Origin of the sequence: Amycolatopsis coloradensis, assembly GCF_001953865.1 — a bacterium.
Lineage (GTDB): Bacteria > Actinomycetota > Actinomycetes > Mycobacteriales > Pseudonocardiaceae > Amycolatopsis > Amycolatopsis coloradensis.
The window spans coordinates 386,604-412,799 of the sequence record NZ_MQUQ01000012.1 but is presented as its reverse complement, the minus strand read 5'-3'; the positions used below and the strand labels follow the sequence as shown (position 1 = coordinate 412,799).

The following is a 26,196-nucleotide window of genomic DNA, read 5'->3' as shown; positions in this document are numbered from 1 at the left end:
CTCAAGGGACCTTCACGGACTTCAGGCGAAAGAACCCGTCAATAGGTCGGCAGGCTTTGGTCGATCTGCCGCGCCCAGGCCAGCACGCCGCCACCGAGGTGGGTCGCGTCCTTGAACCCGGCCTGGTGCAGCGCGGCCAGCGCCTCCGCCGAACGCGCGCCCGACTTGCAGTGCAGCACGATCGGCTTGTCCTGCGGCAGTTCCGACAGCGCCTCACCCGAGAGAATCTTGTCCTTCGGGATCAGCGTCGCGCCCTTGATGTTCACGATCTCGTACTCGTGCGGCTCGCGGACGTCGATGAGGGCGAAGTTGTCGCCGTTGTCGAACTTGGCCTTGAGCTCCGCCGGAGTGATCGTGTGCCCTGAAGCGGCCGAAGCGGCCTCGTCGGACACGACACCGCAGAACGCTTCGTAGTCGATGAGCTCGGTGATCTGCGGGGTCTCCGGATCCTTGCGGATCTTGACCTCGCGGTACTTCATCTCGAGCGCGTCGTAGCTGACGAGCCTGCCCAGCAGCGGCTCACCGATGCCGGTGATCAGCTTGATCGCCTCGTTGACCATGATCGAGCCGATCGACGCGCACAGCACGCCCAGCACGCCACCCTCGGCGCACGACGGGACCATGCCGGGCGGCGGCGGCTCGGGGTAGAGGTCGCGGTAGTTGAGGCCCTTGCCGTTCGGCGCGTCCTCCCAGAACACGCTCGCCTGGCCTTCGAACCGGTAGATCGAGCCCCACACGTAGGGCTTGCCGGTGAGCACGGCGGCGTCGTTGACCAGGTAGCGCGTCGCGAAGTTGTCGGTGCCGTCGAGGATCAGGTCGTACTGCTCGAACAGCTCCAGCGCGTTGGACGACTCGAGCCGGTCGGTGTGCAGGTGCACCTTCACGAAGGGATTGATCTCGGCGATGGTCTCCTGCGCCGACGCGGCCTTGAGCTTGCCGATATCGGACTGGCCGTGGATGACCTGGCGGTGCAGGTTCGATTCGTCCACCTCGTCGAAGTCGACGATGCCGAGCGTGCCGACCCCGGCCGCGGCCAGGTACAGCAGCGCCGGGCTGCCGAGGCCGCCGGCACCGATGACCAGCACCTTGGCGTTCTTCAGCCGCTTCTGCCCGGTCACCCCGACGTCCGGGATGATCAGGTGACGGCTGTACCGGGCCACCTCTTCCTTGGTGAGCTCGGCGGCCGGCTCGACTAGCGGCGGCAGCGTGCCTGACATCGGGTCCTCCATCTCGCGTGGATCGCGGGTCGCCTCCCAGTATCTACAACACGGACAGGCGGAAACGACTTCCCCTGTTTCATATCCTGGGAATTTCCAGCAGGTGAGACGGCGAAGACTAAGGTGTCTGGTTCGGCCAGGAACCCGGCTTGCAGACGAAGCCGTTCGCGGGCACCCTGCCGCGGTCACCGCCGGGGAGATTGTTCAGCTGCGCCACGAAGTCGTTGGAGACGCCGAAGGTCTGCTGCATCATCACCGGCGCGATCCCGCCGTTGACCTGGCAGCCCACGTGTTTCCCGCCCAGGGCGTGCCCGACCTCGTGATTGATGGCGTACTGGCGATATCCGGTCATGTCGCTCTCGAAGGCCATCGCCCCCCGCACCCAGCGGGCGAGGTTGATCACCACGCGCTTGTCGAAGCTCGAGCGATAGCACGAGGTCTCGTAGGTGATCTGGAACATGCAGACGTCCGCGCGATGCGTCGTGTCCGGTGTGGTGAGGCTCACCCGGAAGCTGGGGTCCGGGAAACTCGCGTCCACGCGCTGGAGCGCCTTCTTGCCGTCCCACGTCCAGCTCTTGGGATTGGACAGGGTGCCCTCCACCATCGCGGCGAAGCTGTCGTCGCCCTGGTAGCTGACCGGATTGATACCGTCCTCGACCTCGATCGTGTAGGTGAACAGCTGCCCTGTGCCGACCTTCTCGCCCTTGCCCGGCACCACGTGATAGGTGCCCTTGCCGGACTGGGTGAAGTCACCACCCTTGGGCAGGTCCGCGGTCGGGATCTTGAGGTCGACCGGTTTGGCCGGGTTCTCCGGGAGGACGTCGCCGCCCCCGTCGACCCCCGCGCCCGGCTCGCCGCCGTTGCCCGCGGAGCCGTCGGCCGTGGTGAGGCTCGCCCCGTCGGAGTCGATCGGCTCGGCCGGACCGGTGGCGGTGTTGAACACGACCAGCGCGGTGATCACCACGAGGATCGGCAGCGCGTACACGCGCCAGCCGTAGGTCTTGGCGAAGTGGCCGATGCCGCCTTTGCCCTTGCGCTTGGCGCCCTTGGCGGCGCCGGGCTCGTGCGGCTTCCAGGACGCGCTGAGCGGCTGGGCGCTGGTCCGGCGGCCGCCCGGGCGGTAACGATCTTCGTCGAGCCGCTGCGACGGCGGTGTCGACGGCCGGTACTGGCCGGTGCGCGGAGCATCGGAGGCCCGGGACTGGGCGCGCGGCGAACGACGGGCGGAAGCGGAGTACTGAGACCGCCGACCTTCGCCCTGCGCGCCTTGCTTCACCCGATCCACGGGAACCAGGGTGCCATAACCGAACTGTGATGTTGTGAGCGACCGCCGCGACGCGCGGGGCGTTCCACCCGCCCGAAGGGGTTACCAGGTGCCCGATTCGACCGATTCCCACATCCCCAAAACGGCCTTCGCCACGATATTCGGGCGTTCCATCTGCGCCACATGGCCCGTTCGGGGCAGAACCAGCAACCGGGCGTGCGGAAGTAGCCGAGCGGTGCGCTCGGCGCGCCGGACGGAGATCACCCGGTCGTGCTGCCCCCACACGACGAGCGTCGGCGTGGCGACCGTCGGCGCGACGGCCCACAGCGACGCGGGTCCGCGTGCGGACCACGTCCGGAAGATGCCGAACGTGCTGCGGGCCAGCGCGGGGGCCGCCCAGGCGAAGCCGGCACGGGCGCTGTGCTCCTCTTCCAGCTCGCTCAATCTGCTCTCGGCGAAGCGGCCCGGGTCGGCGAAGCACAGGTTGATGACCTGCATGGCGCGTTCGCGCGGGTCGAGCGAGGCCAGCTGACGGCGCACCCGCGGGCCGATCAGCGGCAGATACGCGAACGCCATCCGCGGATCGGACAGCCTGCTCATGCTGGGCCGGAGATCCGGCATCGCGGGCGAGATCAGCGTCAGCGTCTTCACCAGCTCCGGACGGCGGGCCGCGACGAGCAGTGCGACCGCGCCGCCCATCGAGTTGCCGAGCAGGTGCACCGGCCCGGCGTCGAGGCCCTCGATGTGGCTCGCGACGATCTCGGCGTGCGCGTCGAGACTGAAGCTGAAACCGTCCGGCGGCTCCGAATAGCCGAAACCCGGCAAATCGACCGAAGTGCCCCCGGCCTGAGGTGCCAGGAGCGCGGCGAGGTCGGTCCAATTCGTGGACGAACCGCCGAGTCCGTGGACGTAGACCGCCGTTTCGGGACCACCCGGCGTCCGGCGGATGTGCAATTTCACCCCGCCGACACCTAGTGTTTCCCCGGGCCACGGCGGCGGCGCTGGCTCCAGCGACGGCAATGACCTGCGCGACAGCGGTACGTGGGTCAGCGGCGAGCGGCCCCCGGCGGCACGGGAAACTGGAGAAGACACAGCATCAAGGATGCCCGACCCTTGGCGGTTCGGCCGTACCGGCGAGTAATCTCGAGTTCACTTCACGCGGCGGCGACCCCGCCCGGCGGAGCCCCGCTCGACTGGAGGAACGATGACCGAAATGGCGCGATTGCAAGCCCGAGGCGTCCGCCTGCCCAGAACGGAACGGCGCGCCCAGCTACTGGCCGCCGCGCAGCGGGTGTTCGCCGCGAACGGATACCACGCCGCCGCGATGGACGAGATCGCCGAAGAGGCCGGGGTCAGCAAGCCTGTCCTCTATCAGCACTTCCCCGGCAAGCTCGACCTCTACATCGCGCTGCTGGAGAGCCACGTCGACGAACTGGTGCGGCGGGTCAAGGACGCGCTCGACTCCACGACGGACAACAAGCAGCGTGTTCCGGCGACCGTCGGCGCGTTCTTCGACTTCGTCGACAACGACGCCGGCGCGTTCCGCATGGTCTTCGAGTCCGACCTGCGCGGCGAGCCCGCCGTGCAGGAGGCCGTGGACCGGGCGACGTCGGCCAGCGTCGACGCGATCACCGACACCATCACCGCCGACGCGGGCCTCGACGAGGACAAAGCACGGCTGCTCGCCGTCGGCCTCGTGGGACTCTCGCAGGTCAGCGCCCGGTTCTGGCTGGCGCACCACAAGTCGATGAGCAAGGAAGAAGCCGTCGCCCTCACCGCCAACCTCGCCTGGCGAGGCATCGGCGGTGGCTTCCCGCTCCAGCACTGACCCCCGCGTTTCGTCCTCTAGTTGCGGTAGTTGCGCGCGCAAGGATCGCAACTAGAGGACGAATCGCGCGGGGGCGCTTTCCACCATCCAGCGGCACCGCGGCGGGCCGGGGTTCGGCTATGACTCGAGTGACCGCGTTGCCGATCCGCGAGGAGTCCCCATGCCGCACATCGCGCTTGACGAAAACCTGCCCGGTATCAGAGGCCTGTTCGCCTACCGGCCGGAGACGGCGGCGCCGCTCGGACAACTCGCCGAAGTCCTGCTTCGCGGGCCGAGCAGCCTCAGCGTCGGCGAACGTGAGCTGATCGGCGCTGTCGTCTCGCGCGGTAACGACTGCACGTACTGCTCACGCAGTCACGCCGCCGTCGCCGCCGAAGCGCTCGAAGGCGGTATGCCGGTCGTCGAAGCGGCCTGGGAGGACATCGACGGTGCGCCCGTCTCGGCGAAGGTCAAGGCGCTCCTGCACATCGCGCTCGCCGTCCGCGAAGGCGGGAAATCCGTGGATGAGGACCTGATCGCCGCCGCCCGCGCGCAGGACGCGACGGATCTCGAAATCCACGACACGGTGCTGATCGCGGCCGCTTTCTGCATGTTCAACCGGTACGTCGACGGGCTGGGGACCATCGCCTCGGACGACCAGGACTCCTACCAGGGCGCGGGTGCCCGCCTCTTGGCAAGCGGCTACACACGCCTCTGAAACCACGCGACCGGCTGGCGCGCGACCGAACGTTCTCCCCAAGGGCGCCCCGCGCCCGACGGAGACTTCACCGTCGCGCGCCCTCTATTGGGCCGGAGGCCCACGGAAACCTTTCGCGGGACGCCTTCCACGAAAACGCGAGTCTCACGCGGTCTGCGCCCTGCGAAAGGTTTCCGTCAGCGCGCGACAGACGAACACCGCACCAGTGCCGCGATGCGGTCCGAAACCTCCTCAGAGCGTTCCTGTGGAAGCATGTGCCCGGCACCCGGGTACCGCACGAATTCGGCGTCCGGCAACGCATCCGCGATGACCTTGGCGTGGGTGGTCGGGCAGAGCCGGTCCTGCTCCCCCGACAGCACGACCACCGGCTTCCCCAGCAGCGCGGCCAGCGTGACCCGGCAGTCGTGCCGCGAGATCGCGTCCTGGAATCCGGCGACACTCGCCGGATGCGCGCACAGCAGCTGTTCCGCCACCGAGTCCACGTCCGCCCGCCGCGGCCGCCGCCCGAAGACGAGCAGCCGCGCGCCGGGGCGCACCACCGACAGCGGCAGCGGCAAGGCGTCCCGGCGCTGTTTCGCGAGCAGCTTCGCGAGGCGCCGTTCGAACCTTGCCGCGCCGCTGCCCGCGATCCCCGGCAGGCCGAGGGTGATCCGGTCCATCTCACCGGACGACGTGGCGACGAAGGCGACACCGGCGACGCGCCGGGCCACGAGGTCGGGGTGGCTACGGGACAGTTCCATGATCGTCATGCCGCCCATGGAATGTCCCGCGAGCACGATCGGCCCGTTCGGGACGCGGTCTTCGAGCAGCTCGGCCAGGTCGTTCGCCAGTGTCGGGATCGTGGCCGTGCCCGGTTTCGCCGGCGCGGAACCACCGTGCCCGCGCAGGTCGTAGCGCAGGATCCGGACGGAGTCGCCGAGCCGGGCCACCACGCTGTCCCAGGTCCGGTGGTCCTGCGTCCAGCCGTGCACCAAGACCAGCGTGAGTTCGGAGTCGGCGGGACCACTCATCTCGACGTGCAGTGCGGTGCCGTCACCGGTCACGAACCGGTGTTCCCCGGACGGGTCCCAGGACACGGTGCCGCGCTGTTTGACGCCCCTCATCGCTTCCCCGGCAGCAGGAAGGACTTGCGCCAGAAATACATTCCCGGCTTCCCGACCAGACCGGACTCCTGGAGGAACGGCATGATCTTCTCGCCGGCCCAGCGCACGCTCTCCTGCCAGTTCGGGTTGTTCATCGCGGCTTCGACGCCGTCACGCGGACGGATGCCGACGGCCTTGTAGACATGCGGGTTGATGAACGCCCGTGTCACGAAATACGAGATCAGCGCGATGATGAACTGCTGGTAGACGATTTCCTTCTTCGACAGCTTCGCCATCCCGCGAGTGACCTCTTCGCGGGCGAAGGTGACGTGACGGGCTTCCTCGAGCACGTGGATGCGGTTGACCATGCGCACCAGCGGCTGAATGTCCGGGTCGTTCATCTGCTCGCGCTGAAGCCGGTCGAGGACCTCTTCGGCGACGAGGATCGCGCCGTAGCGCGCGGGCCCGTAGCTGATCGACGGCATCAGTTTCGCGAGGCGCCGCAGCCACGGCACCGGCCCGTAGTTCGGACAGCCGATTCGCGACGCCATCCGCGCGAACATCGTCGAATGACGGCATTCGTCCGCGATCTCGGTCAGCGCGTACTGCGCGTGCGAACTGGTGGGGTCTTCGTCGTAGACCTCCTTGAGCAGCATCTGCATCAGGAGGATTTCGAACCACAGCCCGGTCGTGGCCACACTCGCGACCTCGTGCTTGCCGAGTTCGATGCGCTGCTCTTCGGACAGCGAGTCCCACAGCTCGGTGCCGTAGAGCGAGGAACGGTGTGCCGGGATGAAGCGCTTCCCGTCCACCAGCGGAGCGTTCCAGTCGATGTCGACGTCGGGGTCGTAGAACTTGTTTGCGGAGGACTTGAGCAGCCGCTCGGCCGTCTTCTCCCGGTCTGTTTCCTTCAGCGCCCGCGTCATTGCCGACACGCCCCTATCTGTAACTCGCGGTAACAGTTACCTCTGGTAGCATGGCTTGGGTGATCGAACGTGTCAAGCGCAACAGCAAGCAGTCTGGCAAGCACCCCACCGCGGGTGAAGCCGACACGGGTGACGCCCGTCGCGACCGCTGGCGCAAGCACCGGATCGCGCGCCGCGCGGAGTTCGTCGAGGCCGCCCTCCGCGCGCTCGACGCCCACGGACCAGACCTCGGCATGGAAGACGTCGCCGCCGAAGCGGGCGTCACGAAGCCCGTGCTGTACAGGCACTTCGACGACAAGGCCGATCTGTACGTCGCGCTCGGACAGCGCGGCACCGAGATCCTCTTCCAGCGACTGATCCCGGCCATCAACTCCGAACTGGCCCCGGTCCCCCGGATCCGGATGGCGCTCGACGCGTTCTTCAGCGTCATCGAGGAGCACCCCAATCTCTACCGCCTGCTCGCGCGCGGCGGCCTGCAAGAGAAGGTGCTCGTCAAGTCGGACGTCGTCGCCGAGGACAAGGAACTGATCGCCACCGCGCTGACCGCGCTGCTCGGCGACTACATGCGGATGTTCAACATGGACTCCGGCGCCGCCGAACCGTGGGCGCACGGCATCGTCGGCATGGTGCAGAGCACCGGCGAATGGTGGCTGGACCGGCGCTCGATGGGCCGCGACAGCGTCGTCGAATACCTGACGCAGATCATCTGGGCCGCGATCGACGGCCTCTCCCGGCAGCAGGGCATCGTCATCGACCCGAACCTGCCGCTCGAAGAGAACAAGGTCGTCCAGATGCGCCAAGACGTGGAGGCACAGTGAGCGAGCACGACGAAGACGGTTACTCCGGCGAAGCGGTCCTCGTGATCGACGGGACCGAGATCGCGGCGACCGTCGAACTACGGGGTTACTTCCAGCCGATCGACGGTTATTACCGCTGGTACGGCCGCGTGGCCACCAGCGAGCAGGTGTCCGCGGCCGCCGGTGGCAAGAAGACCGCCGTCGAGATCCGCGCGGGCGAGTACAGCGCGAAGGGTGAGCTGTCCGACCCGGACCCGTGGGACCGCTACCGCGTCATGGGCACCAGCACGCCGCCCTTCCACGTGCCCACCAGCCTCGAAGAACTGAACGAACTCAACGCCTGACTCGAGTCCGTGAAGGCCTCCTTAAGGGACCCGGAGTCCCTCGAGGAGGGCCTTCACCGACATCAGGCGACCGGTCAACCCTGCCGCTGAGCGGGCACCCGAGTGCGTGGCCCCAGATACTTCGGCCAGCTCGACAGCTTGTTCATCGCCCATTCCAGCGGCCCGCGCCCGACGAACTTCCGCCACAGCACCGCGGCGGTCAGCGCGACCGCCGAGAACTCGACGAAGTGCGGCACGCTGAAGATCGAATCGCCGTCACTCTCGTCCCACAACAGCGCGATCGCCACGAAATGCAGCACGTACGCGCTCAGCACCCGCCCGCCCAGATCCGAAAGCGGCCGCAGCACGCGCTCGAACTTCGGCATCACCAGCTGGCAACCACCGATCACCGCCGCCGCGATCCCGATCGAGATCAGCAGGTCGAACGGCGTGTACGAGGTTCCGGTCGGCAGCAGTTCCCAGGCCCAGCTAGTGGTCGGCGGCGTGCCGTGGATCCAGGTCTGGTGGAGCCGGAAGAACTCCGGCGGCGTCATCCCCGCCTGCGCGGCGGCCGGTTCCAGTGAGCGGTACACGGCCTGCATACCGCCGAGCGGCCCGGTCGCGATCCAGGACACCACATACCCGCCCACCGCGAGCGCCGATCCGCCGAAGAACAGGCGGCGGCACACGCTGCGCGAGGTCAGGTCCATCCGGCCGAGGGACATCCCGGCGAACACGTACGCCATCAGCGTCAACGCGGGGAAGGTGCCGGTCAGGACGAGCACGGTCGCTGCCTTCAGCAGCCCTGTCGACGTGACGTCGTCCGCGGTCAGGTCCGGTGCGAAGAACAGCAGGTCGCGGGGCAGTAGCTGAGCCCTGATCAGATGCGAGGACAGCGGGCCTGCCACGGCGACGACGACCGCGGCGATCGCCAGCGCCTTCGCGCTCGCGCGCAGCCATGGGATCGCGAAGAGGAAACAGGCCCCGTAGTAGGCCAGGATCACCATGTAGCCGGTCTCGAGGCTGGTCAGCCATAGTCCCAGCGCCACCAAGAGTGGCGCGCGGGTCGCCAGCTTGAGCGCCACGCGGGTCCTGTCGCGGCCCAGTTTCGGACGGCGACCGCCGGACATCAGCGCGATCGAGACACCCGCCAGCACCGCGAACAGCGCCGCGGAGTGGCCTTCGAACGGTTTGAACAGCACCCCGGCGCCGCCTTTGACGGGATCGGGGCCGACATGCACCGCATACATGCCGAGGACGGCCAGGCCGCGGGCGACGTCGATGCCGGTCAGCCGCCCGGCGACCCGTCTGCCTTGTTCGGGAACTGTACGCACGCCGTCGACCAGCGCGCGGTCCATCACAGTGACGCCGTCCACCTCATTTCTCGGCTAGCCCCCTGCCGTCCCCGCCCTAGCGTGACGATCAAATCTGAGAGCTGGCTGAGACGCGGCGGTGACGCCACTGTGACATCCGACTACAACCCGATCGGGTTAACCACCAACAGCGAAGCCGACCTTGCGAACGTCTGACGGCGCGATCTCGACGTAGGCGATCCGGTCGGTGGGCACGATGTACTTACGGCCCTTTTCGTCGTCGAGGCGGAAGATCCCGTCGCCGGCCCTCAAGGCGTTCGCGACCAGTTCCTCGACCTCGTCGGGCGACTGGTTGCTGGACACCACGAGCTCCCGCGGCGTGTCCTTGATGCCGATCTTGACCTCCACGTGGGACCTCCGCTTGAAAGTTCGAAATTACTGGCCCGCCAAGGCTAGCCGAAGAGACGTCAGCCGAGCCCCAGCACCTGCATGCGTTTGGTGTGTCCCTGCTGCAACCGGCGGAACAGCGCGGCGATTCCCGAAAGGTCGCCCGAGCCTTCGACGATCAGTTCGGCGAGCCCGTCCCGCTCGGCGACGACGTACTGGGCCTGCGTCAACGCCTCACCCAGCAGACGACGGCCCCACAGCGCGAGTTTGTCCCGCGCCTTCGGGTCGGCCTCGATCCCGGCCGCGACTTCGCGTTCGGCGAACGCGGAATGCCCGGTGTCGGCGAGCACGGTGAGCACCAGGTCCTTGGTTTCGGGGTCGAGCCAGCTGGCCATCTCGCGGTAGAGATCCGCCGCGAGCCCGTCACCGACGTAGGCCTTTACCAGCGACTCCAGCCAGGAACGCGGCTTCGTGGAGGCGTGCCAAGCGTCGATGTGCCCGACGAACGGCCGCATCGCGTCCTCGATCGCGACGCCATGCCCCGCGAGGTGCTTGGCGAGCAGGTCGTAGTGCCCGATCTCGGCGGCCGCCATGGACGCCAGCGCGGCCCGGCCGGACAACGTCGGCGCGGTGCGCGCGTCCTCGGCCATGCGATCGAATGCGGACAATTCCCCATAGGCGAGTACGCCGAGCAAATCGACTACGCCTTCACTGATCTGCTTTGCCTCCGTCACGGCGGAAAGGGTATCGCCGAACACACCTTCGGGGCCGTAAAGAGACCCTCCCCACCTCCCGACACGGCGGGGACTATCGAAAAACCGCAGATCAGGTAGACTCACCGACGGATACGACGGATCATCCGTCCCGGATCGGGACGCTGCTGCGGCTGAAGGACAGCCGGTGCGGCCCTGATCAGCGCAAGAATGATGTGCGTGCACGCCATCCTGCGGCATTCCCACGAAGGGCCGCTTCAGCGCCAGTAGCGCGGAGCCCGAGCGAATTTTCGTGGTCGAGTGTCGATCGGTGACCAGGGCAGTGCGCGCTGGTCACGAGAGAGGCGAGCACCCTGACCACGAACGAAACCACAACCGAAGAGAACGTCATCACCGGCGTCCCGGAGGCCGTCGCGCTGGAACACAGCGAGACTGGCCCGGCGGCACTCGACGTGTCGCACCCGCTCCAGGCGGGCGCACCGGTGGAAGCCGAATCTCCCTCCTTCGCGTCCTTCGGCGTCAAGCCGGAGATCGTGAAGGCTCTGAGCGAGGCCGGGATCGAGCGCACCTTCGCCATCCAGGCCCTGACCCTGCCGCTGGCCATGGCCGGCGACGACCTCATCGGCCAGGCCCGCACCGGTATGGGCAAGACTCTGGGCTTCGGCGTCCCGCTGCTGCACCGCGTCGAGGTCCCCGGCGACGGCACCCCGCAGGTGCTGGTGGTCGTGCCGACCCGCGAGCTGTGCATCCAGGTCGCGAACGACCTCAAGGGCGCGGGCAAGCACCTCGGCATCCGCACACTGGCCATCTACGGTGGCCGTCCGTACGAGCCGCAGATCGCGGCGCTTCGCAGCGGCGTCGACGTCGTCATCGGCACGCCCGGCCGCCTGCTGGACCTGGCCGAGCAGAAGCACCTGGTGCTGGGCAAGGTCCGCGGTCTGGTGCTGGACGAGGCCGACGAGATGCTCGACCTCGGCTTCCTGCCCGACATCGAGCGCATCCTGCGGATGGTCCCGGACAAGCGGCAGACGATGCTGTTCTCGGCGACCATGCCGGGCCCGATCATCACGCTGGCCCGCACGTTCCTGACCCAGCCGACGCACATCCGCGCCGAGGAGAACGACGCCGGCGCCATTCACGAGCGCACCACCCAGTTCGTCTACCGGGCGCACTCGATGGACAAGCCCGAGCTGATCGCCCGCGCGCTCCAGGCCGAGGGCCGCGGCCTGACGATGATCTTCACCCGCACCAAGCGCACCGCGCAGAAGGTCGCCGACGAACTCGTCGAGCGTGGCTTCGCGGCCGCCGCCGTGCACGGTGACCTCGGCCAGGGCGCCCGCGAGCAGGCACTGCGCGCGTTCCGCGCCGGCAAGGTCGACGTGCTGGTCGCCACCGACGTCGCAGCCCGCGGCATCGACATCGACGATGTCACGCACGTGATCAACTACCAGACGCCGGAGGACGAGAAGACCTACGTTCACCGGATCGGCCGCACCGGCCGCGCCGGGCGCACCGGTGTCGCGATCACGCTCGTCGACTGGGACGAGGAGCCGCGCTGGAAGATGATCTCGGACATCCTCGGGCTCGACATGCCCGAGCCCGCCGAGACGTACTCGTCGTCCAAGCACCTGTTCAGCGACCTCGGCATCCCCGAGGGCACCACCGGCCGTCTCCCGCTGTCGAAGCGGACCCGCGCCGGCCTCTCGGCCGAGGTCGAGGAAGACCTGGGCGGTAAGCGCCGGGGCCGCGGCCAGGGTGTGGCGAAGGACAAGGACGAAGAGGCGCCCCGCAAGCGCAACCGCACGCCGCGCAAGCGGACTCGCGGCGGTGCCGACGCGGCCGCCAAGATCGAGGCCGCCGACGCCGCCGCGGACGCTTCCGGCGACAGCGCCGAAGGCCAGAGCGAAGGTGCTTCGGAAGGCCGCACTCGCACGCGCCGCCGCAGCCGTGGCGCCGCGAAGCCGAGCCCGGAAGTCAGTGGCCCCGCGGTCGAGAAGGAGGCAGGCGACAGCGCCGAGCGTCCGGCTCGCCGACGCCGCCGTCGCCGTCCCTCGGCGACTTCTGATACACCTGCGTCGGCAGACTGAGCTTTTCAGACCGGTTGGCGGAGCTGAAGGGCTCACTGCGGAACCAGCTACAAGCGTGAACCCGCCCGGCCGGAGGCTCCGCGAACTCGACGGCAGGGCGCCTGGCTCGCACACCGTGACGCGTGTGCCGTCCAGCGCCCTGGCGACGAGTTCGCGGTCGCGGGTTCACTACCAAGAACGCAGACGCGGACGTGGGGAGCCAGGGCACGTGAGCGAACGTTGGGACGCCGCGCCGGACGAAGATCCGGCGCGGCCCGTGCCCGCCGATCCCGGACAGCCGTCGAACGGTGACGGGCCGGACACCTCGGCCACGATCGGCACCGAAGACGTGCTGGACGCCGAACCCGCCCAGCCCGAGGCCTCCGCGCCGTCGCCTGCCGGGAAACGCGCCCGGCGCTCGCCGTGGAACCGCACGCGGGATCACGTGATCGTCGCGGTGATCGTGGTGGTCGTCGCGGTCACCGGTGTCGTCATCGGCGTGACCAGCGACAACGCGGCGACAGTCGCGCAGGTCGCGGCCACCCAGCCGCCCGGGCTCCCGCCCGCCCCGGCGGAAGTACCCGGCTCGCTGACCGAGCTGTGGCAGGCACCGAGTTCGTCGACACCCGTCCCGATCGGTGAGGCCAACAGCGTCGTCACCGCGGACAACGGCGAAGTACTCGGCCGCGACCCGTACACCGGCGACGTCCGATGGCGCTATTCCCGTGATCTCGAGCTGTGCACCGTCGCGCTCGCCGGGATCAAGGTGGACGCGGTGTACCGCAAGGACACCGGATGCAGCGAGGTCACCCAGCTCGACGCCGGGACCGGGCGCCGCACCGCGCAGCGCAACGGCGACGCCGAACTCGGCACCCAGCTGGTCGTCGACGGCTCGCATGTCACCACGACCGGCAAGAAACTGCTCAACACCTGGCGCGACGACCTGGTCAAGAGCATGGAGTACGGCCAGGTCCCGGCCATCGTGAACGCGAACAAGCAGCCTAGAACGGGCTGCACTTATGGCACGGTGGCCGCCGCGGCGGGCAAGATCGGCGTGATCGAGCGTTGCCCCGGCGACCCGGCCGACCGCTTCACCGTCTACCGCGCGACCAACGATGAGGCCGACGACCCGAAGGTCGACTACAGCACCGTGCTCGCCGGGAAGAACGCGAAAGTCGTCGCGATGTCCGGCGACCTCGCGCTGATCGTGTTGCCGGAACAGAAACTGCTGGTCATCTATGGCGGCGACGGCGTGCAGAAATCGGCGTATCCGCTCGACGCGCCCGCCGCCGACACCGCGCGGGATCCGATGGGCGGCATCATGGCGACCGCGTGGACCGCGCAGAGCGTCTACTGGTTCACCGGCTCGAAGACCATGGCCTTCTCACGCGACGACCTCACGCCGCGCTGGACGCTGAACAGCGCCGTCGGCCCCGGCGTGACCTTCGGGGATCAGCTGGTCGTGCCGATCCAGGGCGGGCTCGCCGTTCTGGACGAACTGACCGGCACGACGATCCGCACCGTCGGCGTCGACCGGCGCGGCTACACCGGCCCCGTGCGGCTCTCGTCGGTCGGGCCGGTGCTGCTGGAGCAGCGAGGCCCCACCGTGGCCGCCCTCAAGTGACCGCCCGGCGATAGCAAAGGTCCCTTGCTATCGCCCGCCGTCATCACGTCGTCGCCGAAGTCTTGCTACGCAATCGGCCGATTTCCTTCCAGCACCAGCTACCGCCTTCCTTGGCGAGTGAGCCGGTGGCGGTGCGGGATCGCCCTTCGACGTTCAACGTGACGGCCACCGCGTACTCGGTTTCGGAGACCTTCGTGACCCCGTCGAGCGTCGCGTTCGACACGTCACCGACTCGCTCGATGGCCTGGTCGACGTCGTTTTCCGCGTTCCCACACTTGAGCGCCGTCAACGCGGTCTTGTCGTGGGCGTTGATGCCGTCGACGACCGCCTGCGCGGTCCCTTCAAGGCCGGCCGCTTTGTCGGCCTTGTCGTCGCCGAGGAAGAAGCCGGGGGCGACGAATCCGGTGATCACCAGCGTGACCAGCACCACGGCGGCGGCGGCGATGCCCGCGATGAGGCCGGTCTTACTGTTCTTCGGTGGCGCGGGCGGCCCGCCGAAGCCCTGACCGTACTGCTGGTTCTGGCCGTACTGCTGGTTCTGACCGTAGTGCGGCTGGCCTTGGCCGGGGTACTGCTGCTGGGGATACGCGCCGCTCTGGTCGTACCCGCTTTGGTCGTAACCGCCCTGCTGGTACTGCTGCCCACCAGGGCCGTGGTCGGGCTGTCCTGGCTGGGGTGGGTAGGTCATCAACGGTGCCTTTCGTGCTCGCTGCGCGGCAGCGTCTTCGTCTACGACGTGCCCAGTGAGCCCCATTTTCCGGCCCGTCAGGTCGCTTTTCCGGACAGTGGCACTTTCCTGCCGTGTTCAGTTCCACCAGAACAGGCTCAGCGCGGCCGTCACACTCACCACGACGCCGAGACCCGCGAAGCCCGCGACACGGCCATTCCGCGCGTCGGCCACCCGCTGACAGAGCAAAGCGACCACCGTCGCGACCGGATGTCCGACCAGCATCAGCGGCCCTGGCCCCGGAGCGCCGGTGAACAGGCAGATCCCGGCGATCGAGAGCACGCACACCGCGAGGACGACCATCCCGGCCGCGAGCGATCCGGTCAGCCCGCGCCAGAACCGGCCGCGTCCGGCCACCGCGGGACCGTCCGGTTCCGCGGGCGGCGGTGCGGTCGCGAGCTCTTCGGTGTCCGGTGACGACACGTCCTCGCCTGTCCAATCGTCGGGTTTCGAGCTAAGGGGCCAGCAAGTCCCATGGCTGGGCCGCGGGCCCGGCCTCCTGGCCCGCCGCGCAGCTGGGCCGGAAGTCGCACCAGGAGCAACGGCGGCCGGGGCGGGCGGGGAACAACACGTCCTCGTCGCCGCCCGCGTTCAGGGTATCCGTTGCCAGCCGGAGGTCCCCGGCGGTCTCGTCGGCGCGCTGGAGATGTCGTCTGAGGCTCTGCTCGGTGTGCTCGGCGGCCGCGATGGTGCCGGTGGGCACGTGATGCAACTCGACCTGGTAGCACGGCGTCCGCAACGTCCTGGCGGCCGCGACCGCGTACAGCGCCAAGGCCTGCGAAGAGCGCGCCTCGTAGTCGTCCGGCTCACGACGACCGGTCTTGTAGTCGATGATCACCAGTTCCCCGCCGCGCTGGTCGATACGGTCGGCGCGACCCTCGATGATGAGACTGGGCCCGCTGCCCGGCTCGAGCGTGACCGGCGCCGAAACCCAGCGCTCCAACCCGACCGGATCGACGCTGACGTCGTTGTGCTCGACGTACTCCGCCACCCAGCCCTTGGCACGCGCGCGATAGCGGGCGGCCTGGTCGGTGTCTTCGAACCCGGCGTCCTTCCAGTGCTCGGCGACGAGCGCCATCGCCCGCTGCGGCACGCGTTTGATCACCGGCAGGTCGAACAACGCCCGCAAAGCGTTGTGCACCACCGCGCCGAGCGTGCTGTGCGCCCACGCCCCGGTGCGTGCCGGGGACGGGCGGTCGAGGTACGACATGCGGTAGCGGCGCGGGCAGTCTTCGAACGTCGCGAGGCGCGCGGGCGAGACCTTCGTCAGCTTGCGCGGTGCCTCGACGCCGAAGTCGAAACCAATCTGCTCCATCGGATCACCCCGCCCGCAACGCTACGCACCCCCACCGACACTTTTCGAGGGGATCCCCAGGGAGAGAGCAAGGGACCTTTGCTATCGCCCGCTTTGCCGCCGGTCCCGTGAAGGCCTCCTTTCCTACCCTCAAAGCCAATGCCAGGAACTTGAGCGTCCCTGGGGTGACTCCTCAGACCGTCCGCAGAGGACGCCCCTCAAGGAGAAATGTCCGCTTGCATCCAGCTTGACCGTATCCTCAAGTACATGAAGGCCCCCTTCCTTGCGCCTAGCGCAAGGAAGGGGGCCTTCAGGTACTTGGCCGACCGCAGCCCTCGGAACAACAGCCCTCGGTCACGTGCCCGCGATGAAACCCTTCACCGAGTTCGCCACCAGCTCGACCGCGATCGCGGCCAGCAGCAGACCGGCGATCTTCGCCAGCAGCGTGATCCCGCTTTCCTTGATCAACCGGATCACCACGCCCGAGTACCGCATGCACAGGTACAGCACGAAGTGCACCGTCACGATCGAAAGCGCGAGAGCCACGTACGCGCCGGCGTGCCCGTCGGCCTGCCGCACGAAGACGATGGTCGCGGCGATCGCGCCCGGACCGGCGAGCAGCGGCGTCCCGAGCGGCACCAGCGCGACGTTGACGTCGTCACCCGCCGCCTCGGCCTCACCACCGGTGTTGCCGGTGAGCAACTGCAACGCGATCAGCAGCAGCAACAGCCCGCCCGCGCCCTGCAACGCCGGGATGCCGATGCCGAGGTACGAAAGGATTGCCTGTCCGGCCACCGCGAACAGCGAGATCACCAGCAGCGAGACCAGCACCGCCTGCCGCGCGGCCTTGGCGCGGAACGCCACCGACTTCCGCCCGGTCAGGCTCAGGAACACCGGCACCGTGCCGGGCGGGTCCATGATGACGATCAGCGTGATCGTCGCGCTCATGAACAAGCGCGCGTCGAAGAAGTCCGTGATCGTCACCGGGTCACGACCTCGGACCCGGTCGACCGCGAGACGAGTTCCTCCAGCGCGAGCGGATCGGTGGTCTCGTCGCCGAGGTCGATGGTCTTGTTCGTGCCGTGGTAGTCGCTCGACCCGGTGCGCACGAGCCCCAGCTCCCCCGCCACCCCGTGCAGCCGGACCCGGGTCTCCTCGTCGTGGTTCGGGTGATCGACCTCGACGCCGGTCAGGCCGTGCTCGGCCAGCGCCGCGAGCACGTCGACGGTGATGGTCGCGCCACGCGTGTAGGCGAAGGGATGCGCGATCACGGTGACGCCGCCCGCGTCCGCGATCATGTCGATCGCGTCCTCCACGAGCGTGTCCTGCCGCGCCACGAAGTACCCGCTGCCGTTGCCGAGGTAACTCTCGAAGGCCTCGTTCACCGACGAGACGACACCGGCGCGCACCAAGGCCTGCGCCAGATGCGGCCGCCCGGCCGAACCGTCCTCGGGCAACAGCGACATGACCTCGTCGGGATCGACCGGCAGGCCGTCGGCGGCCATCCGCTCGGCCATCACGCGCAGCCGCCATCGCCGCTCCGACCGCAACCGGGCCTGCTCGGCGACGAGCGCCGTCGACGCCGGATCGAACAGATACGCGAGCAGATGGACACTGACGTGCCGCCCAGTCACCGGATCGACCGAGATCGTGGACAGCTCGGCGCCCGGAACCAGGGAAAGCCCCGGCGGCAGTGCCTCGGCGGCCGGGGCCCAGCCGGCCGTGGTGTCGTGATCGGTGATCGCGACGACGTCGAGGCCCGCCTTCGCGGCGGCGGCGACCAGCCCGGCAGGGCTGTCGGTACCGTCGGAGGCGGTGGAGTGGGCGTGCAGGTCGATGCGCATCGACTGTATTGTCTATCGCGCTGATCAGGGCCGCGCTGCCAGGGCGCGACTAAGTGCCCTGCGTCGCTATCGCGGTAAGGGCGCCCTGCCATCACGGCCCTGAGGCCTGGCGGCCAAAAGGCGCGCGACTCCAAAGATCAAAAGACCTGGGTCACCGCAGGATCGGTCACCTCAGCCGAGGCCAAGACTGCGGCTGCTGTGGCCGTCGCCTGTCCCTTGGCTAACCGACCTTCTTCTTGCCGCGTGCGGCGCGTTGCGCCTTGATCATCGAGAAGCGCTCGGCCTGCTTCTGCTTGTCGCCGAAGACCAGTTCGGAGATCGTGTCGTAGAACTCTTCCGGCCGCGGCAGGTAGTCGATGCGGTTCAACGCCTGGATCTGACCGGCCGACTCGACCACCATCGTCCCGTACCCCATCATCCGGCCCCAGGCCGAACGTTCGTACGTGAGGTCGGTGACCTTGGTGATCGGCATCATCAACACTTTGGTGGTGAAGACACCGGTGGTCATCACGAACCGTTTGTCCGTGACGACCAGGCGCTCGACCCACCACTCCATCACCACGTACGCGAAGCGCAGGATGACGAGCAACGCGGCATACCAGAGGATGTTCTGGATCACCCACGCGGCGGGCGGCAGGAGGTAGGACACCAGGACGCAGACGGCCAGCAAAGCGGCCGTCTCGAAGGTTTCCCACAACAGCACAGCCCAGTGACGGCGAATCCTGATGACCCGTCGCTCGGTGTCGAGGAGATACTCGTCTGGATCGCGTGGTGCGAACATACCGATAGAGTATCCGCTCCCCCGCTAGCTGAAGACGTTGCTGACGAAGGTGATCACCGATTCGGCCGAGTCACGCAGGAAGCCGATGATGTTTCCCACGAGGCCCGCGGCCTGACCTGGCTGCGCGATCACGAAGAACAGCACCAACGCGATTCCTGCGAAAGTGAGGAGCTTTTTCGCGTTCACAGCGATCAATCCTGTCTCTTACGGTGACTGACTGCGGATACTGACTATTCATTTTGTACCGCACCTTCCACCCGCGCGGGAGGGAAGTCCCGCGCTTGGGTCAGCCGGCGAGGGGAAGTGTACCGTACGGCTACTCTCCGTGTATAGGACAGTCGTTGTCAGGGCGCCCGCGTCTACCATTCGGGAATGAACACCGTTTCGGACAGCACCGTCCGCTGTGTCGGCGGCATCGTCCACGACGCACAAGGGCGGATCCTGCTGATCCGGCGCGCGAACGAACCCGGACGGGGATTGTGGTCGGTTCCCGGCGGGCGGGTCGAACCCGGCGAAACGGACGAAGTAGCCGTCATCCGCGAGATGCGTGAGGAGACGGGACTGGACGTGATGCCGGGCACATACGTCGGCAACGCGCGTCGCGGCCCCTACGACATCCACGACTACGCCTGCTCGGTCACCGGCGGCACTCTCCGTGCCGGGGACGACGCCGACGACGCCCGCTGGATCGACGCCGTGACCCTGATCGAACTCGACGAGCAGGGCCGATTGGCCGAACTCCTGTTCGTCACTCTCCGCGACTGGGGTGTGCTGCCGAGCGGGAACGTCTCGCCGAAGTGACGGCCGCTTTGCCCGATTCGGCGAATAGCACGTGGATTATGCAGCGCAAGAGGTGAAAATTAGCCTTGTCGATGCTTTACCGACACCTCCCGAAGATCCGAAAGGCTAAACCGGGAGCCAGGTCATCCGCTGTCCGTGCGGCGCCGTCCTGGCCAGTGCGCGCACGTCCGGGGTCCCGTCCTCCCAACGGACGAGTCCGAGCACGGCCGATCCGCCGTTGGTGTCGGCCAGTTCCGCCCGGCCGGGGAGCAACGGCTCCAGCGCGGCGCCGTAGAACTCCTCGCTGACCCACCACAGCGGCCGTCCGGCGGCGAGTTCGCGCAAGGCGTCGAGGAACTCGGCCCGCCGCTCCCCCAGATACGCCAGCACGTGACTGGTCAGCACCACGAGAGGGGCGTCCGGGCCAACGGTGGCGGCCGCCGAGGCGAGGTCGTCGACGGCGTCGCCGGTGATCAGCTCCGGCCGCTGCTTGGCCTGCGCGGCCGCGGCGGTGCGCAGGAGGCGGATCCGGTCCGGCTGGTCGGCCCAGACGCAGGCTTCGAGCCAGGCCAGTTCGTCCTCGTCGGTCAGATCCACCGGGGCGCGGTCGAGGCCGGCACGGGCGGTGACCGTCAGCTTCTTCGGCACCTTCGGCGTGACGGCGCCGGGCGCGAGATCCAGCGCGCAATGCAGGCCGACAGCGGCTTTCGCGGGCCCTGCGGTGAGCTGTTCGCCGCCGTCGCATTGGTAGCGGTAGGCGTACTTGTCCAGGCCGAGGAGCAGGCCGGCGCTGCAACCGACCTCGAGCAGCGCGATCTTGCCGCCCGCCTCCTTCGCCGCCGCCGTCACCGCGGGGTAGAGCAGGGCGGCGCGGCGGACCTCGTTGGTCTGGGTGTACCGCGAGGAGATGATCGCCCGCGCCCGGTCCGCCCGCTCCAGCAGGAACGAGCGGAACAGCGGCCATGTCTCCGAATCCACGCCGTCGAAGCCACCGACGGACGGGTAATACCGCGAGAGCGGGTGGATCGGGTCGGCCTGGATGAGCCGGTGCGCGGTCGCCAGGAGCAGCGTGCCGCGCGCTTCACCGCCGCGCGCGTCGGTCAGCAGCCCGGCGACGTCGTCGTCCTCGGCCGCTTTGGCCGCCAGGTGTTCGTACAGCGGCGAAACACCGGCTGCCTCGACCGTCGCGAACTTCCGCAGGCGGCTCTTGATCTCATCCAGCCCGATGGTCATCGACGCGCTCCCTTTTTCCGTCCGTGACACCCGATTATTCGTGCGGCACGGGACGGCCGGGCTGTTCACCGCCCCTTGCGTCACCGTAGGACCGCTTCGGCACCATCACCTTGCGACGGAACACACAAACGATCGTGCCGTCCTGCTTGTACCCGCGGGTCTCGACGTAGACGACGCCGCGATCGTCCTTCGACTTCGAAGGCGTCTTGTCCAGCACCTCGGTCTCGCCATAGATGGTGTCGCCGTGGAACGTCGGCTTCACGTGTTTCAGTGATTCGACCTCGAGGTTGGCGATCGCCTTGCCGGACACGTCGGGCACCGACATCCCCAGCAGCAGCGAGTAGACGTAGTTGCCGACCACGACGTTCTTGCCGAAGTCGGTGGTCTCCCCGGCGTAGTGCGCGTCGAGGTGCAGCGGATGGTGGTTCATGGTGATGAGGCAGAACAGGTGGTCGTCGTACTCGGTGACCGTTTTGCCCGGCCAGTGCTTGTAGACCGCGCCGACCTCGAACTCTTCGTAATAACGACCGAACTGCACCCATTCCTCCTGCACGAAGTAACGCGGCGTGAACCTGGAACGACAGGCTTTCGTGTTGAGGAGTACCCTCGACCATTGGTGTCGGGTCGTCAACGCGACCCACACCACTGCGTAACCGTCCGCCGAGCCGAAGGAGGTGAGGAACCCGATGTCGAGTGGCGATAGTCCGCTTCCTAGTAGTCGCAGCGTTTCCGCCTTCACATCTCGCCGGATCCCCACCTGGCAGGGCTGACGAAACCGGGAACGCTGGCCTAGCCGAGCGGCCCCCCGACCGCTTGGCCCGTCGTCTTCGCGCACCAACGCACGACGTCTGCCCAGGAGATCCCATGCCTGCCATTCCCTCGCTCGGCGGCCTTCGCGGCCGGAGCAACGGTCGCGCCAAGAGCGGCGCCGAGCGCCCGCTGCCCGTCCCCCTTTCGGCGTACGTCGTCGATTGCGCGGTGTATGTGGAAGGCAAGCGCCTGCCCGGCCGCTGGTCACACTCCGAAGCGATCAAAGAGGTACGCAAGCGGCACGCCGGATTCGTCTGGATCGGCCTGCACGAACCCGACGCGGTCCAGATCCAGGGCATCGCGGAGACCTTCGGCCTGCACGAACTGGCTGTCGAGGACGCGCTCGAAGCGCACCAGCGGCCCAAGCTGGAGCGCTACGACGACACGCTGTTCATGGTGCTGAAGACGGTCCGCTACGTCGAACACGAGTCCCCCGCGACAGCGAACGAGATCGTCGAGACCGGCGAACTGATGGCGTTCCTCGGCCGTGACTTCGTGATCACCGTGCGGCACGGGAACCACTCGGGGCTGGCCCGGCTGCGCCGCGAACTCGACCAGGACCCGGAGCGGCTCGCCCTCGGGCCGTCCGCGGTGCTGCACGCGATCGCGGACCACGTCGTCGACCACTACCTCGATGTCACCACCGCGATCGAATCGGACATCGACGAAATGGAGACGCACGTCTTCGCGCCGCGTTCCAAGGTGAGCGCCGAGCAGATCTACTTCATGAAGCGCGAAGTGCTGGAGCTGCGCCGCGCGGTCATGCCGCTGGGGACCCCGCTGCAACGCCTCGCCGAGGGCTACACGCGGCTGATCCCCGACGAGGTCCGGTCCTATTTCCGCGACGTCTCCGACCACCTCACCACGGTCGCGGAGCGGGTCGCGAACTTCGACGAACTGCTGACCACCCTGGTGGACGCGACGCTGGCGAAGATCACGCTCCAGCAGAACACCGACATGCGCAAGATCACCGCGTGGGCGGCGATCATCGCGGTCCCGACGGCGCTGGCCGGTATCTACGGGATGAACTTCGACTACATGCCGGAGCTGCACTGGCGGTTCGGCTACCCGATGGCGATGACGGTCATCTTCGGCGTCTGCATCCTGCTCTACCGAATATTCCGGAAGAACCGCTGGCTCTGACCTTCTTCCCCTTCGGTAGTCGTGGAGTTCCCTCATGCCAAGGATCCTGACCAACCTCAAGTTCTGGGCGCTGGCCTTCTGCGTCGTCTGGCTGGGCATCGTGATCGCGATCATCGCCAAAGACCCCGCGTTCGCGCACGGCCCCAAGTAGCGCCTCCGGCATTACGCTGGAGCGCATGAAGGCGCTGGTCGTCGCGGACGAGGTCGAAGAGCGGTTGTGGACGTCCGCCGTCCACCGACTGCCGGCCGACCTCGACCTTGTCGTCGGTGCCGGCGACCTGCCGTACGACTACCTCGAGTTCCTGGCGGGCGCGCTGGACGTGCCGTGCGTGTTCGTGCCCGGCAACCACGATCCCGACCTGTCCGGCTACACCCGCTACGGGGGACTGTCCATGAAGGACGGTTTCCCGGCGGTGTGGCCGGGTCCGGCGGGCGGGGTGAACGCGGACGGCCGGATCGTCGACGTCGGCGGGCTCCGGTTCGCCGGGCTCGGCGGCTCGGTCCGCTACAACGAGGGCCCGAACCAGTGGACGCAACGCCAGCAGGCGCGGCGTGCGCGCCGGCTCGTGCGCCGGGCGCGGTTCCGCCGATGGCGAGAGGGGCGGGACGGCCGGGACGTTGATGTACTGCTCACCCACGCGCCGCCGCGGCACTGCGGCGACCGCGAGGACCCGCCGCACCACGGGTTCGACTGTCTCCATCGCACGATCGAGTCGCTGCGGCCGAAATGGTTGCTGCACGGGCATATCCACCCGCACGGTGAACCCGTCCCGGACCGGGTGGTCGGCGGAACCACGGTACGCAACGTGGTCGGGCACCAAATCATGGAGTTCGCGCTATGAAGGACACCGGATTTCCCAGGGCTGACGCGGAACACGACTTCCTCCGCGCACGGCGGCGTCAAGTGCTGTCGCGGCTGGCGAACTGGCTGCGCGGCGAGCCCGACGACGTCAACATCATGCTGCCGTTCCACGAGGTGGTCGACGCGCTCGGCTTCCTCGGCGAACGGAAGATCGGAGCGCGGGTGATCCGGCTCGATTCGATCGTCGGCAGCGTCGATCGCGGCCGTGACTTCGACCGCCGCTTCCGCCCGACGTCCGGCCGCGTCCGCGAACGCTGGGAACGGCTGGCACTCGCGACCCGGCGTGGCGAGTCGATTCCGCCGATCGAGGTGTACCGCGTCGGCGAACTGCATTTCATCATCGACGGGCACCACCGCGTTTCGGTGGCGCACGCGATGGGACTGTCCACACTAGAGGCGATGGTCACCGAGGTGCGGACCAAACTGGACCCGAGCGGCATCCGGTACCGCGGCGACCTGATCGTCAAGGACTACCGGCGGCTGTTCCTGGAGCGCGTCCCGCTTTCCGGGCATTCGCGGGCTTCGGTGGTGTTCACGGATCCGTGGGACTACGCGCGGCTCGGTGAGCACGTGGAGGCGTGGGGTTTCCGGCTGATGCAGGACGAGGGGCACTACTCGGACCGCGCGACGCTGGCGCAGCGGTGGTTCGACGAGGAGTTCGTCCCAGTGGTGGCGATGCTGCGGCAGGCGGATCTGATCGGCGAACGCACCGACGCCGAGGCGTATCTGTGGGTGGCTTGCGAACGGTACCGGCTGATCCGGACGCACCGGTGGGACGACGAGGTCTTCGAAGCCGTGCGCTCACAGTCCCGCTGACGCGCTCCGCGCGTGTTATGAACGGACCTTTCATAACAAATCCTGTTATGAAAGGTCCGTTCATAACAGCCGTGACTACATGTGCACGGCCACCGGAGCGTCCGAAGAAGCGGCCTTCGCCGGGGCGCCCGACCGCAGCAGCAGCCCGCAGATCACCGCACCCGCGACGAAGATCCACCCGCCCCACACGAAGGCGGTCGTGTAACTGTGCACAGCCGCTTCGGCCGCGAGTTGCGGCGAAGGCGTCTTCCCGACCAGGAACGACGTCGCCGCGTTCCCGGCCAGCGTGCTCAGCAGCGCGGTCCCGATCGAGCCGCCGACCTGCTGCGCGGTGTTGACCGCCGCCGACGCGACACCGGCGTCGTGCGTTTCGACCCCGAAGGTCGCGACGCTCATCGCGGGCGCCATGGCGAGGCCGATACCGACACCCATGATCATCAACGGGAACAGCACCCCGCTGGCGTAGGTGCTGGTGGTGTCGATCGCCGAAAGCCAGAACAAGCCCAGTCCGGCAATCAGCATTCCCAGTGACACCAACGGTTTCGCGCCGAACTTCGGCAGCAGCACGGCCGTCGCCGACGTCGCGCTGATCATCAGGGTGGCGACCATCGGCAGGAACGCGACCCCGCTCTGCACCGGGGTGAACCCGAGGTTCAACTGGATGTAGAAGGTGAGGAACAGGAAGATCGAGAACATCCCGATGGCGAGCAGGAACATCGCGAGGTACGAACCGCCGCGATCGCGGTCGAGCAGGACACGCAGCGGCAGGAGCGGGTGTTCGGCCCGTTGCTGGATCGCCACGAACGCCACGAGCAGTACCACACCGGCGGCGAGGAAACCCCACACCGAGATCGCGGCCCACGAGTCACGCTCGGCGTTCGCGAAGCCGTAGACCAGCGCGAACAGCCCGGCCGACGCGGTGATCGTGCCTGGGATGTCAAGCTTCGGGCGCGGCCCGTCGATCTCCGAGTTTTTCAGCAGCACAGCCGAACCGGCGAACGCGATCACCGCGAAGACGATGTTGACGTACATCGACCACCGCCAGTCGAGGTACTCGGTCAGCACGCCGCCGAGCAGCAGGCCGATCGCCGCGCCGCCACCACCGATCGCGCCGAAGACGCCGAAGGCCTTGCCGCGTTCCTTCGGATCGGTGAAGGTCGTGGTCAGCAGCGAAAGGGCCGCCGGAGCGAGAAGCGCACCGAAGACGCCCTGTGCGGCGCGGGCGACGAGGAGCATTTCGATGCTGGTGGCGGCGCCGCCGATCGCGGACACGATGGCGAAACCGGCGAGCCCGACGAGGAACGCGCGTTTGCGGCCGAAGAGGTCCGCGAGCCGTCCGCCCAGCAGGAGCAGGCTGCCGAACGCGAGCGCGTAGGCGGTGACGACCCACTGGCGGGCGTCGTTCGAGAAGCCGAGGTCCTGCTGCGCCGACGGGAGCGCGATATTCACGACGGTGGCGTCGAGCACCACCATCAGCTGGGCGAGACCGATCATCACCAGGATCAGCCATCTCCTGGCGTGGTGCGGATTGGGGTGCTGCGCGGCCGCGTCCCCCGGCGGCGTGACGACAGCGGTGGATGACTCAGACATACGGGTGGTTCCTCACCGATAGTGACGGAGAAGCTATGTGGAGTAGGTATCTCCCCTTTCCGCGCCCAAGGTACACAAG

General features: G+C 68.0%; 28 protein-coding genes. 10 read left to right on the top strand and 18 right to left on the bottom strand.

Annotated elements, in window-relative coordinates; all coding sequences use genetic code 11:
* Positions 1-38: 38 nt before the first annotated feature.
* The 3 genes from moeZ to BS329_RS23245 all read right to left on the bottom strand — a co-directional run bounded on the left by moeZ (position 39) and on the right by BS329_RS23245 (position 3,441).
* Complete coding sequence (gene moeZ / locus BS329_RS23255) at positions 39-1,217, bottom strand: adenylyltransferase/sulfurtransferase MoeZ (RefSeq protein ID WP_076163456.1); 1,179 nt, start codon at positions 1,215-1,217, stop codon at positions 39-41.
* Positions 1,218-1,335: 118 nt separating this feature from the next.
* On the bottom strand, positions 1,336-2,502 hold the full coding sequence (locus BS329_RS23250; protein WP_076163333.1) for a DUF3152 domain-containing protein: 1,167 nt from the start codon (positions 2,500-2,502) through the stop codon (positions 1,336-1,338).
* Between the two features lie 81 nt (positions 2,503-2,583).
* Positions 2,584-3,441, bottom strand: a complete 858-nt coding sequence (locus BS329_RS23245; protein ID WP_076163332.1) for an alpha/beta fold hydrolase — start codon at positions 3,439-3,441, stop codon at positions 2,584-2,586.
* Positions 3,442-3,685: 244 nt separating this feature from the next.
* Here BS329_RS23245 and BS329_RS23240 point away from each other — a divergent pair, with 244 nt between their 5' ends.
* Both BS329_RS23240 and BS329_RS23235 read left to right on the top strand, forming a co-directional pair.
* Positions 3,686-4,309, top strand: coding sequence for a TetR/AcrR family transcriptional regulator (locus BS329_RS23240; RefSeq protein WP_076163331.1), 624 nt, complete (start codon positions 3,686-3,688; stop codon positions 4,307-4,309).
* Between the two features lie 160 nt (positions 4,310-4,469).
* Positions 4,470-5,006 carry a carboxymuconolactone decarboxylase family protein gene (locus BS329_RS23235; RefSeq protein ID WP_076163330.1) on the top strand — a complete coding sequence of 179 codons (537 nt, stop codon included), beginning with the start codon at positions 4,470-4,472 and terminating at the stop codon, positions 5,004-5,006.
* 176 nt (positions 5,007-5,182) lie between these two features.
* Here BS329_RS23235 and BS329_RS23230 read toward each other — a convergent pair whose 3' ends face one another.
* Together BS329_RS23230 and BS329_RS23225 are read right to left on the bottom strand one after the other, a co-directional pair.
* Positions 5,183-6,109, bottom strand: coding sequence for an alpha/beta fold hydrolase (locus tag BS329_RS23230; protein ID WP_076163329.1), 927 nt, complete (start codon positions 6,107-6,109; stop codon positions 5,183-5,185).
* Positions 6,106-7,014, bottom strand: coding sequence for an AurF N-oxygenase family protein (locus BS329_RS23225; RefSeq protein WP_076163328.1), 909 nt, complete (start codon positions 7,012-7,014; stop codon positions 6,106-6,108). Before BS329_RS23225 ends, BS329_RS23230 begins: the two co-directional genes overlap by 4 nt.
* Positions 7,015-7,064: 50 nt before the next feature.
* Between BS329_RS23225 and BS329_RS23220 the strand changes: the two genes are divergently transcribed.
* Both BS329_RS23220 and BS329_RS23215 read left to right on the top strand, forming a co-directional pair.
* A complete protein-coding gene (locus BS329_RS23220; protein WP_076163327.1) occupies positions 7,065-7,832 on the top strand; it encodes a TetR/AcrR family transcriptional regulator in 768 nt (255 codons plus the stop codon).
* A complete protein-coding gene (locus tag BS329_RS23215; RefSeq protein WP_076163326.1) occupies positions 7,829-8,155 on the top strand; it encodes a DUF4873 domain-containing protein in 327 nt (108 codons plus the stop codon). Before BS329_RS23220 ends, BS329_RS23215 begins: the two co-directional genes overlap by 4 nt.
* A 74-nt stretch (positions 8,156-8,229) precedes the next feature.
* Here BS329_RS23215 and BS329_RS23210 read toward each other — a convergent pair whose 3' ends face one another.
* From BS329_RS23210 to BS329_RS23200, 3 genes are all read right to left on the bottom strand, one after another.
* Positions 8,230-9,510 (bottom strand): heparan-alpha-glucosaminide N-acetyltransferase domain-containing protein, encoded by a 1,281-nt coding sequence (locus tag BS329_RS23210; protein ID WP_076163325.1) that lies wholly within the window; start codon positions 9,508-9,510, stop codon positions 8,230-8,232.
* Positions 9,511-9,624: 114 nt separating this feature from the next.
* Positions 9,625-9,855, bottom strand: coding sequence for a DUF3107 domain-containing protein (locus BS329_RS23205; RefSeq protein WP_076163324.1), 231 nt, complete (start codon positions 9,853-9,855; stop codon positions 9,625-9,627).
* A 59-nt stretch (positions 9,856-9,914) separates the two neighbouring features.
* Complete coding sequence (locus BS329_RS23200; protein WP_076163455.1) at positions 9,915-10,568, bottom strand: ferritin-like fold-containing protein; 654 nt, start codon at positions 10,566-10,568, stop codon at positions 9,915-9,917.
* A 461-nt stretch (positions 10,569-11,029) separates the two neighbouring features.
* Here BS329_RS23200 and BS329_RS23195 point away from each other — a divergent pair, with 461 nt between their 5' ends.
* Both BS329_RS23195 and BS329_RS23190 read left to right on the top strand, forming a co-directional pair.
* Complete coding sequence (locus tag BS329_RS23195) at positions 11,030-12,634, top strand: DEAD/DEAH box helicase (protein WP_076163454.1); 1,605 nt, start codon at positions 11,030-11,032, stop codon at positions 12,632-12,634.
* A gap of 208 nt (positions 12,635-12,842) precedes the next feature.
* Positions 12,843-14,237 carry an Rv3212 family protein gene (locus BS329_RS23190; RefSeq protein WP_076163323.1) on the top strand — a complete coding sequence of 465 codons (1,395 nt, stop codon included), beginning with the start codon at positions 12,843-12,845 and terminating at the stop codon, positions 14,235-14,237.
* A gap of 43 nt (positions 14,238-14,280) precedes the next feature.
* On the opposite strand, the gene BS329_RS23185 is transcribed toward BS329_RS23190, so the two are convergent.
* The 7 genes from BS329_RS23185 to BS329_RS42745 all read right to left on the bottom strand — a co-directional run bounded on the left by BS329_RS23185 (position 14,281) and on the right by BS329_RS42745 (position 19,069).
* Entirely contained in the window at positions 14,281-14,925 is a 645-nt protein-coding gene (locus BS329_RS23185) for a hypothetical protein (protein WP_076163322.1), read from the bottom strand.
* A 117-nt stretch (positions 14,926-15,042) separates the two neighbouring features.
* The gene (locus BS329_RS23180; RefSeq protein WP_076163321.1) at positions 15,043-15,387 is read right to left on the bottom strand and encodes a hypothetical protein; all 345 of its coding nucleotides are present in this window, start codon (positions 15,385-15,387) and stop codon (positions 15,043-15,045) included.
* 31 nt (positions 15,388-15,418) lie between these two features.
* A complete protein-coding gene (locus BS329_RS23175; RefSeq protein ID WP_076163320.1) occupies positions 15,419-16,279 on the bottom strand; it encodes a RecB family exonuclease in 861 nt (286 codons plus the stop codon).
* 333 nt (positions 16,280-16,612) lie between these two features.
* Positions 16,613-17,242, bottom strand: a complete 630-nt coding sequence (locus BS329_RS23170; protein ID WP_076163319.1) for a MarC family protein — start codon at positions 17,240-17,242, stop codon at positions 16,613-16,615.
* Positions 17,239-18,102, bottom strand: coding sequence for a PHP domain-containing protein (locus BS329_RS23165; protein ID WP_076163318.1), 864 nt, complete (start codon positions 18,100-18,102; stop codon positions 17,239-17,241). The genes BS329_RS23170 and BS329_RS23165 overlap by 4 nt, the downstream gene beginning before the upstream one ends.
* 220 nt (positions 18,103-18,322) lie before the next feature.
* Positions 18,323-18,883 carry a PH domain-containing protein gene (locus BS329_RS23160; RefSeq protein ID WP_076163317.1) on the bottom strand — a complete coding sequence of 187 codons (561 nt, stop codon included), beginning with the start codon at positions 18,881-18,883 and terminating at the stop codon, positions 18,323-18,325.
* A 24-nt stretch (positions 18,884-18,907) separates the two neighbouring features.
* Positions 18,908-19,069, bottom strand: a complete 162-nt coding sequence (locus BS329_RS42745; RefSeq protein WP_005167589.1) for a hypothetical protein — start codon at positions 19,067-19,069, stop codon at positions 18,908-18,910.
* Between the two features lie 186 nt (positions 19,070-19,255).
* Between BS329_RS42745 and BS329_RS23155 the strand changes: the two genes are divergently transcribed.
* Entirely contained in the window at positions 19,256-19,684 is a 429-nt protein-coding gene (locus tag BS329_RS23155) for an NUDIX hydrolase (RefSeq protein WP_076163316.1), read from the top strand.
* Positions 19,685-19,789: 105 nt separating this feature from the next.
* Here BS329_RS23155 and BS329_RS23150 read toward each other — a convergent pair whose 3' ends face one another.
* Positions 19,790-20,896, bottom strand: a complete 1,107-nt coding sequence (locus tag BS329_RS23150; protein ID WP_076163315.1) for a DUF2332 domain-containing protein — start codon at positions 20,894-20,896, stop codon at positions 19,790-19,792.
* 34 nt (positions 20,897-20,930) lie between these two features.
* Positions 20,931-21,434 (bottom strand): MaoC family dehydratase, encoded by a 504-nt coding sequence (locus tag BS329_RS23145; RefSeq protein WP_076163453.1) that lies wholly within the window; start codon positions 21,432-21,434, stop codon positions 20,931-20,933.
* 326 nt (positions 21,435-21,760) lie between these two features.
* Between BS329_RS23145 and corA the strand changes: the two genes are divergently transcribed.
* The 3 genes from corA to BS329_RS23130 all read left to right on the top strand — a co-directional run bounded on the left by corA (position 21,761) and on the right by BS329_RS23130 (position 24,527).
* A complete protein-coding gene (gene corA, locus BS329_RS23140; protein WP_076163314.1) occupies positions 21,761-22,849 on the top strand; it encodes a magnesium/cobalt transporter CorA in 1,089 nt (362 codons plus the stop codon).
* A 176-nt stretch (positions 22,850-23,025) separates the two neighbouring features.
* Positions 23,026-23,691, top strand: coding sequence for a metallophosphoesterase family protein (locus BS329_RS23135; protein ID WP_076163313.1), 666 nt, complete (start codon positions 23,026-23,028; stop codon positions 23,689-23,691).
* The gene (locus BS329_RS23130; protein ID WP_076163312.1) at positions 23,688-24,527 is read left to right on the top strand and encodes a ParB N-terminal domain-containing protein; all 840 of its coding nucleotides are present in this window, start codon (positions 23,688-23,690) and stop codon (positions 24,525-24,527) included. Before BS329_RS23135 ends, BS329_RS23130 begins: the two co-directional genes overlap by 4 nt.
* 75 nt (positions 24,528-24,602) lie before the next feature.
* On the opposite strand, the gene BS329_RS23125 is transcribed toward BS329_RS23130, so the two are convergent.
* Complete coding sequence (locus BS329_RS23125) at positions 24,603-26,117, bottom strand: MFS transporter (RefSeq protein WP_076163311.1); 1,515 nt, start codon at positions 26,115-26,117, stop codon at positions 24,603-24,605.
* Between the last annotated feature and the right edge of the window lie 79 nt (positions 26,118-26,196).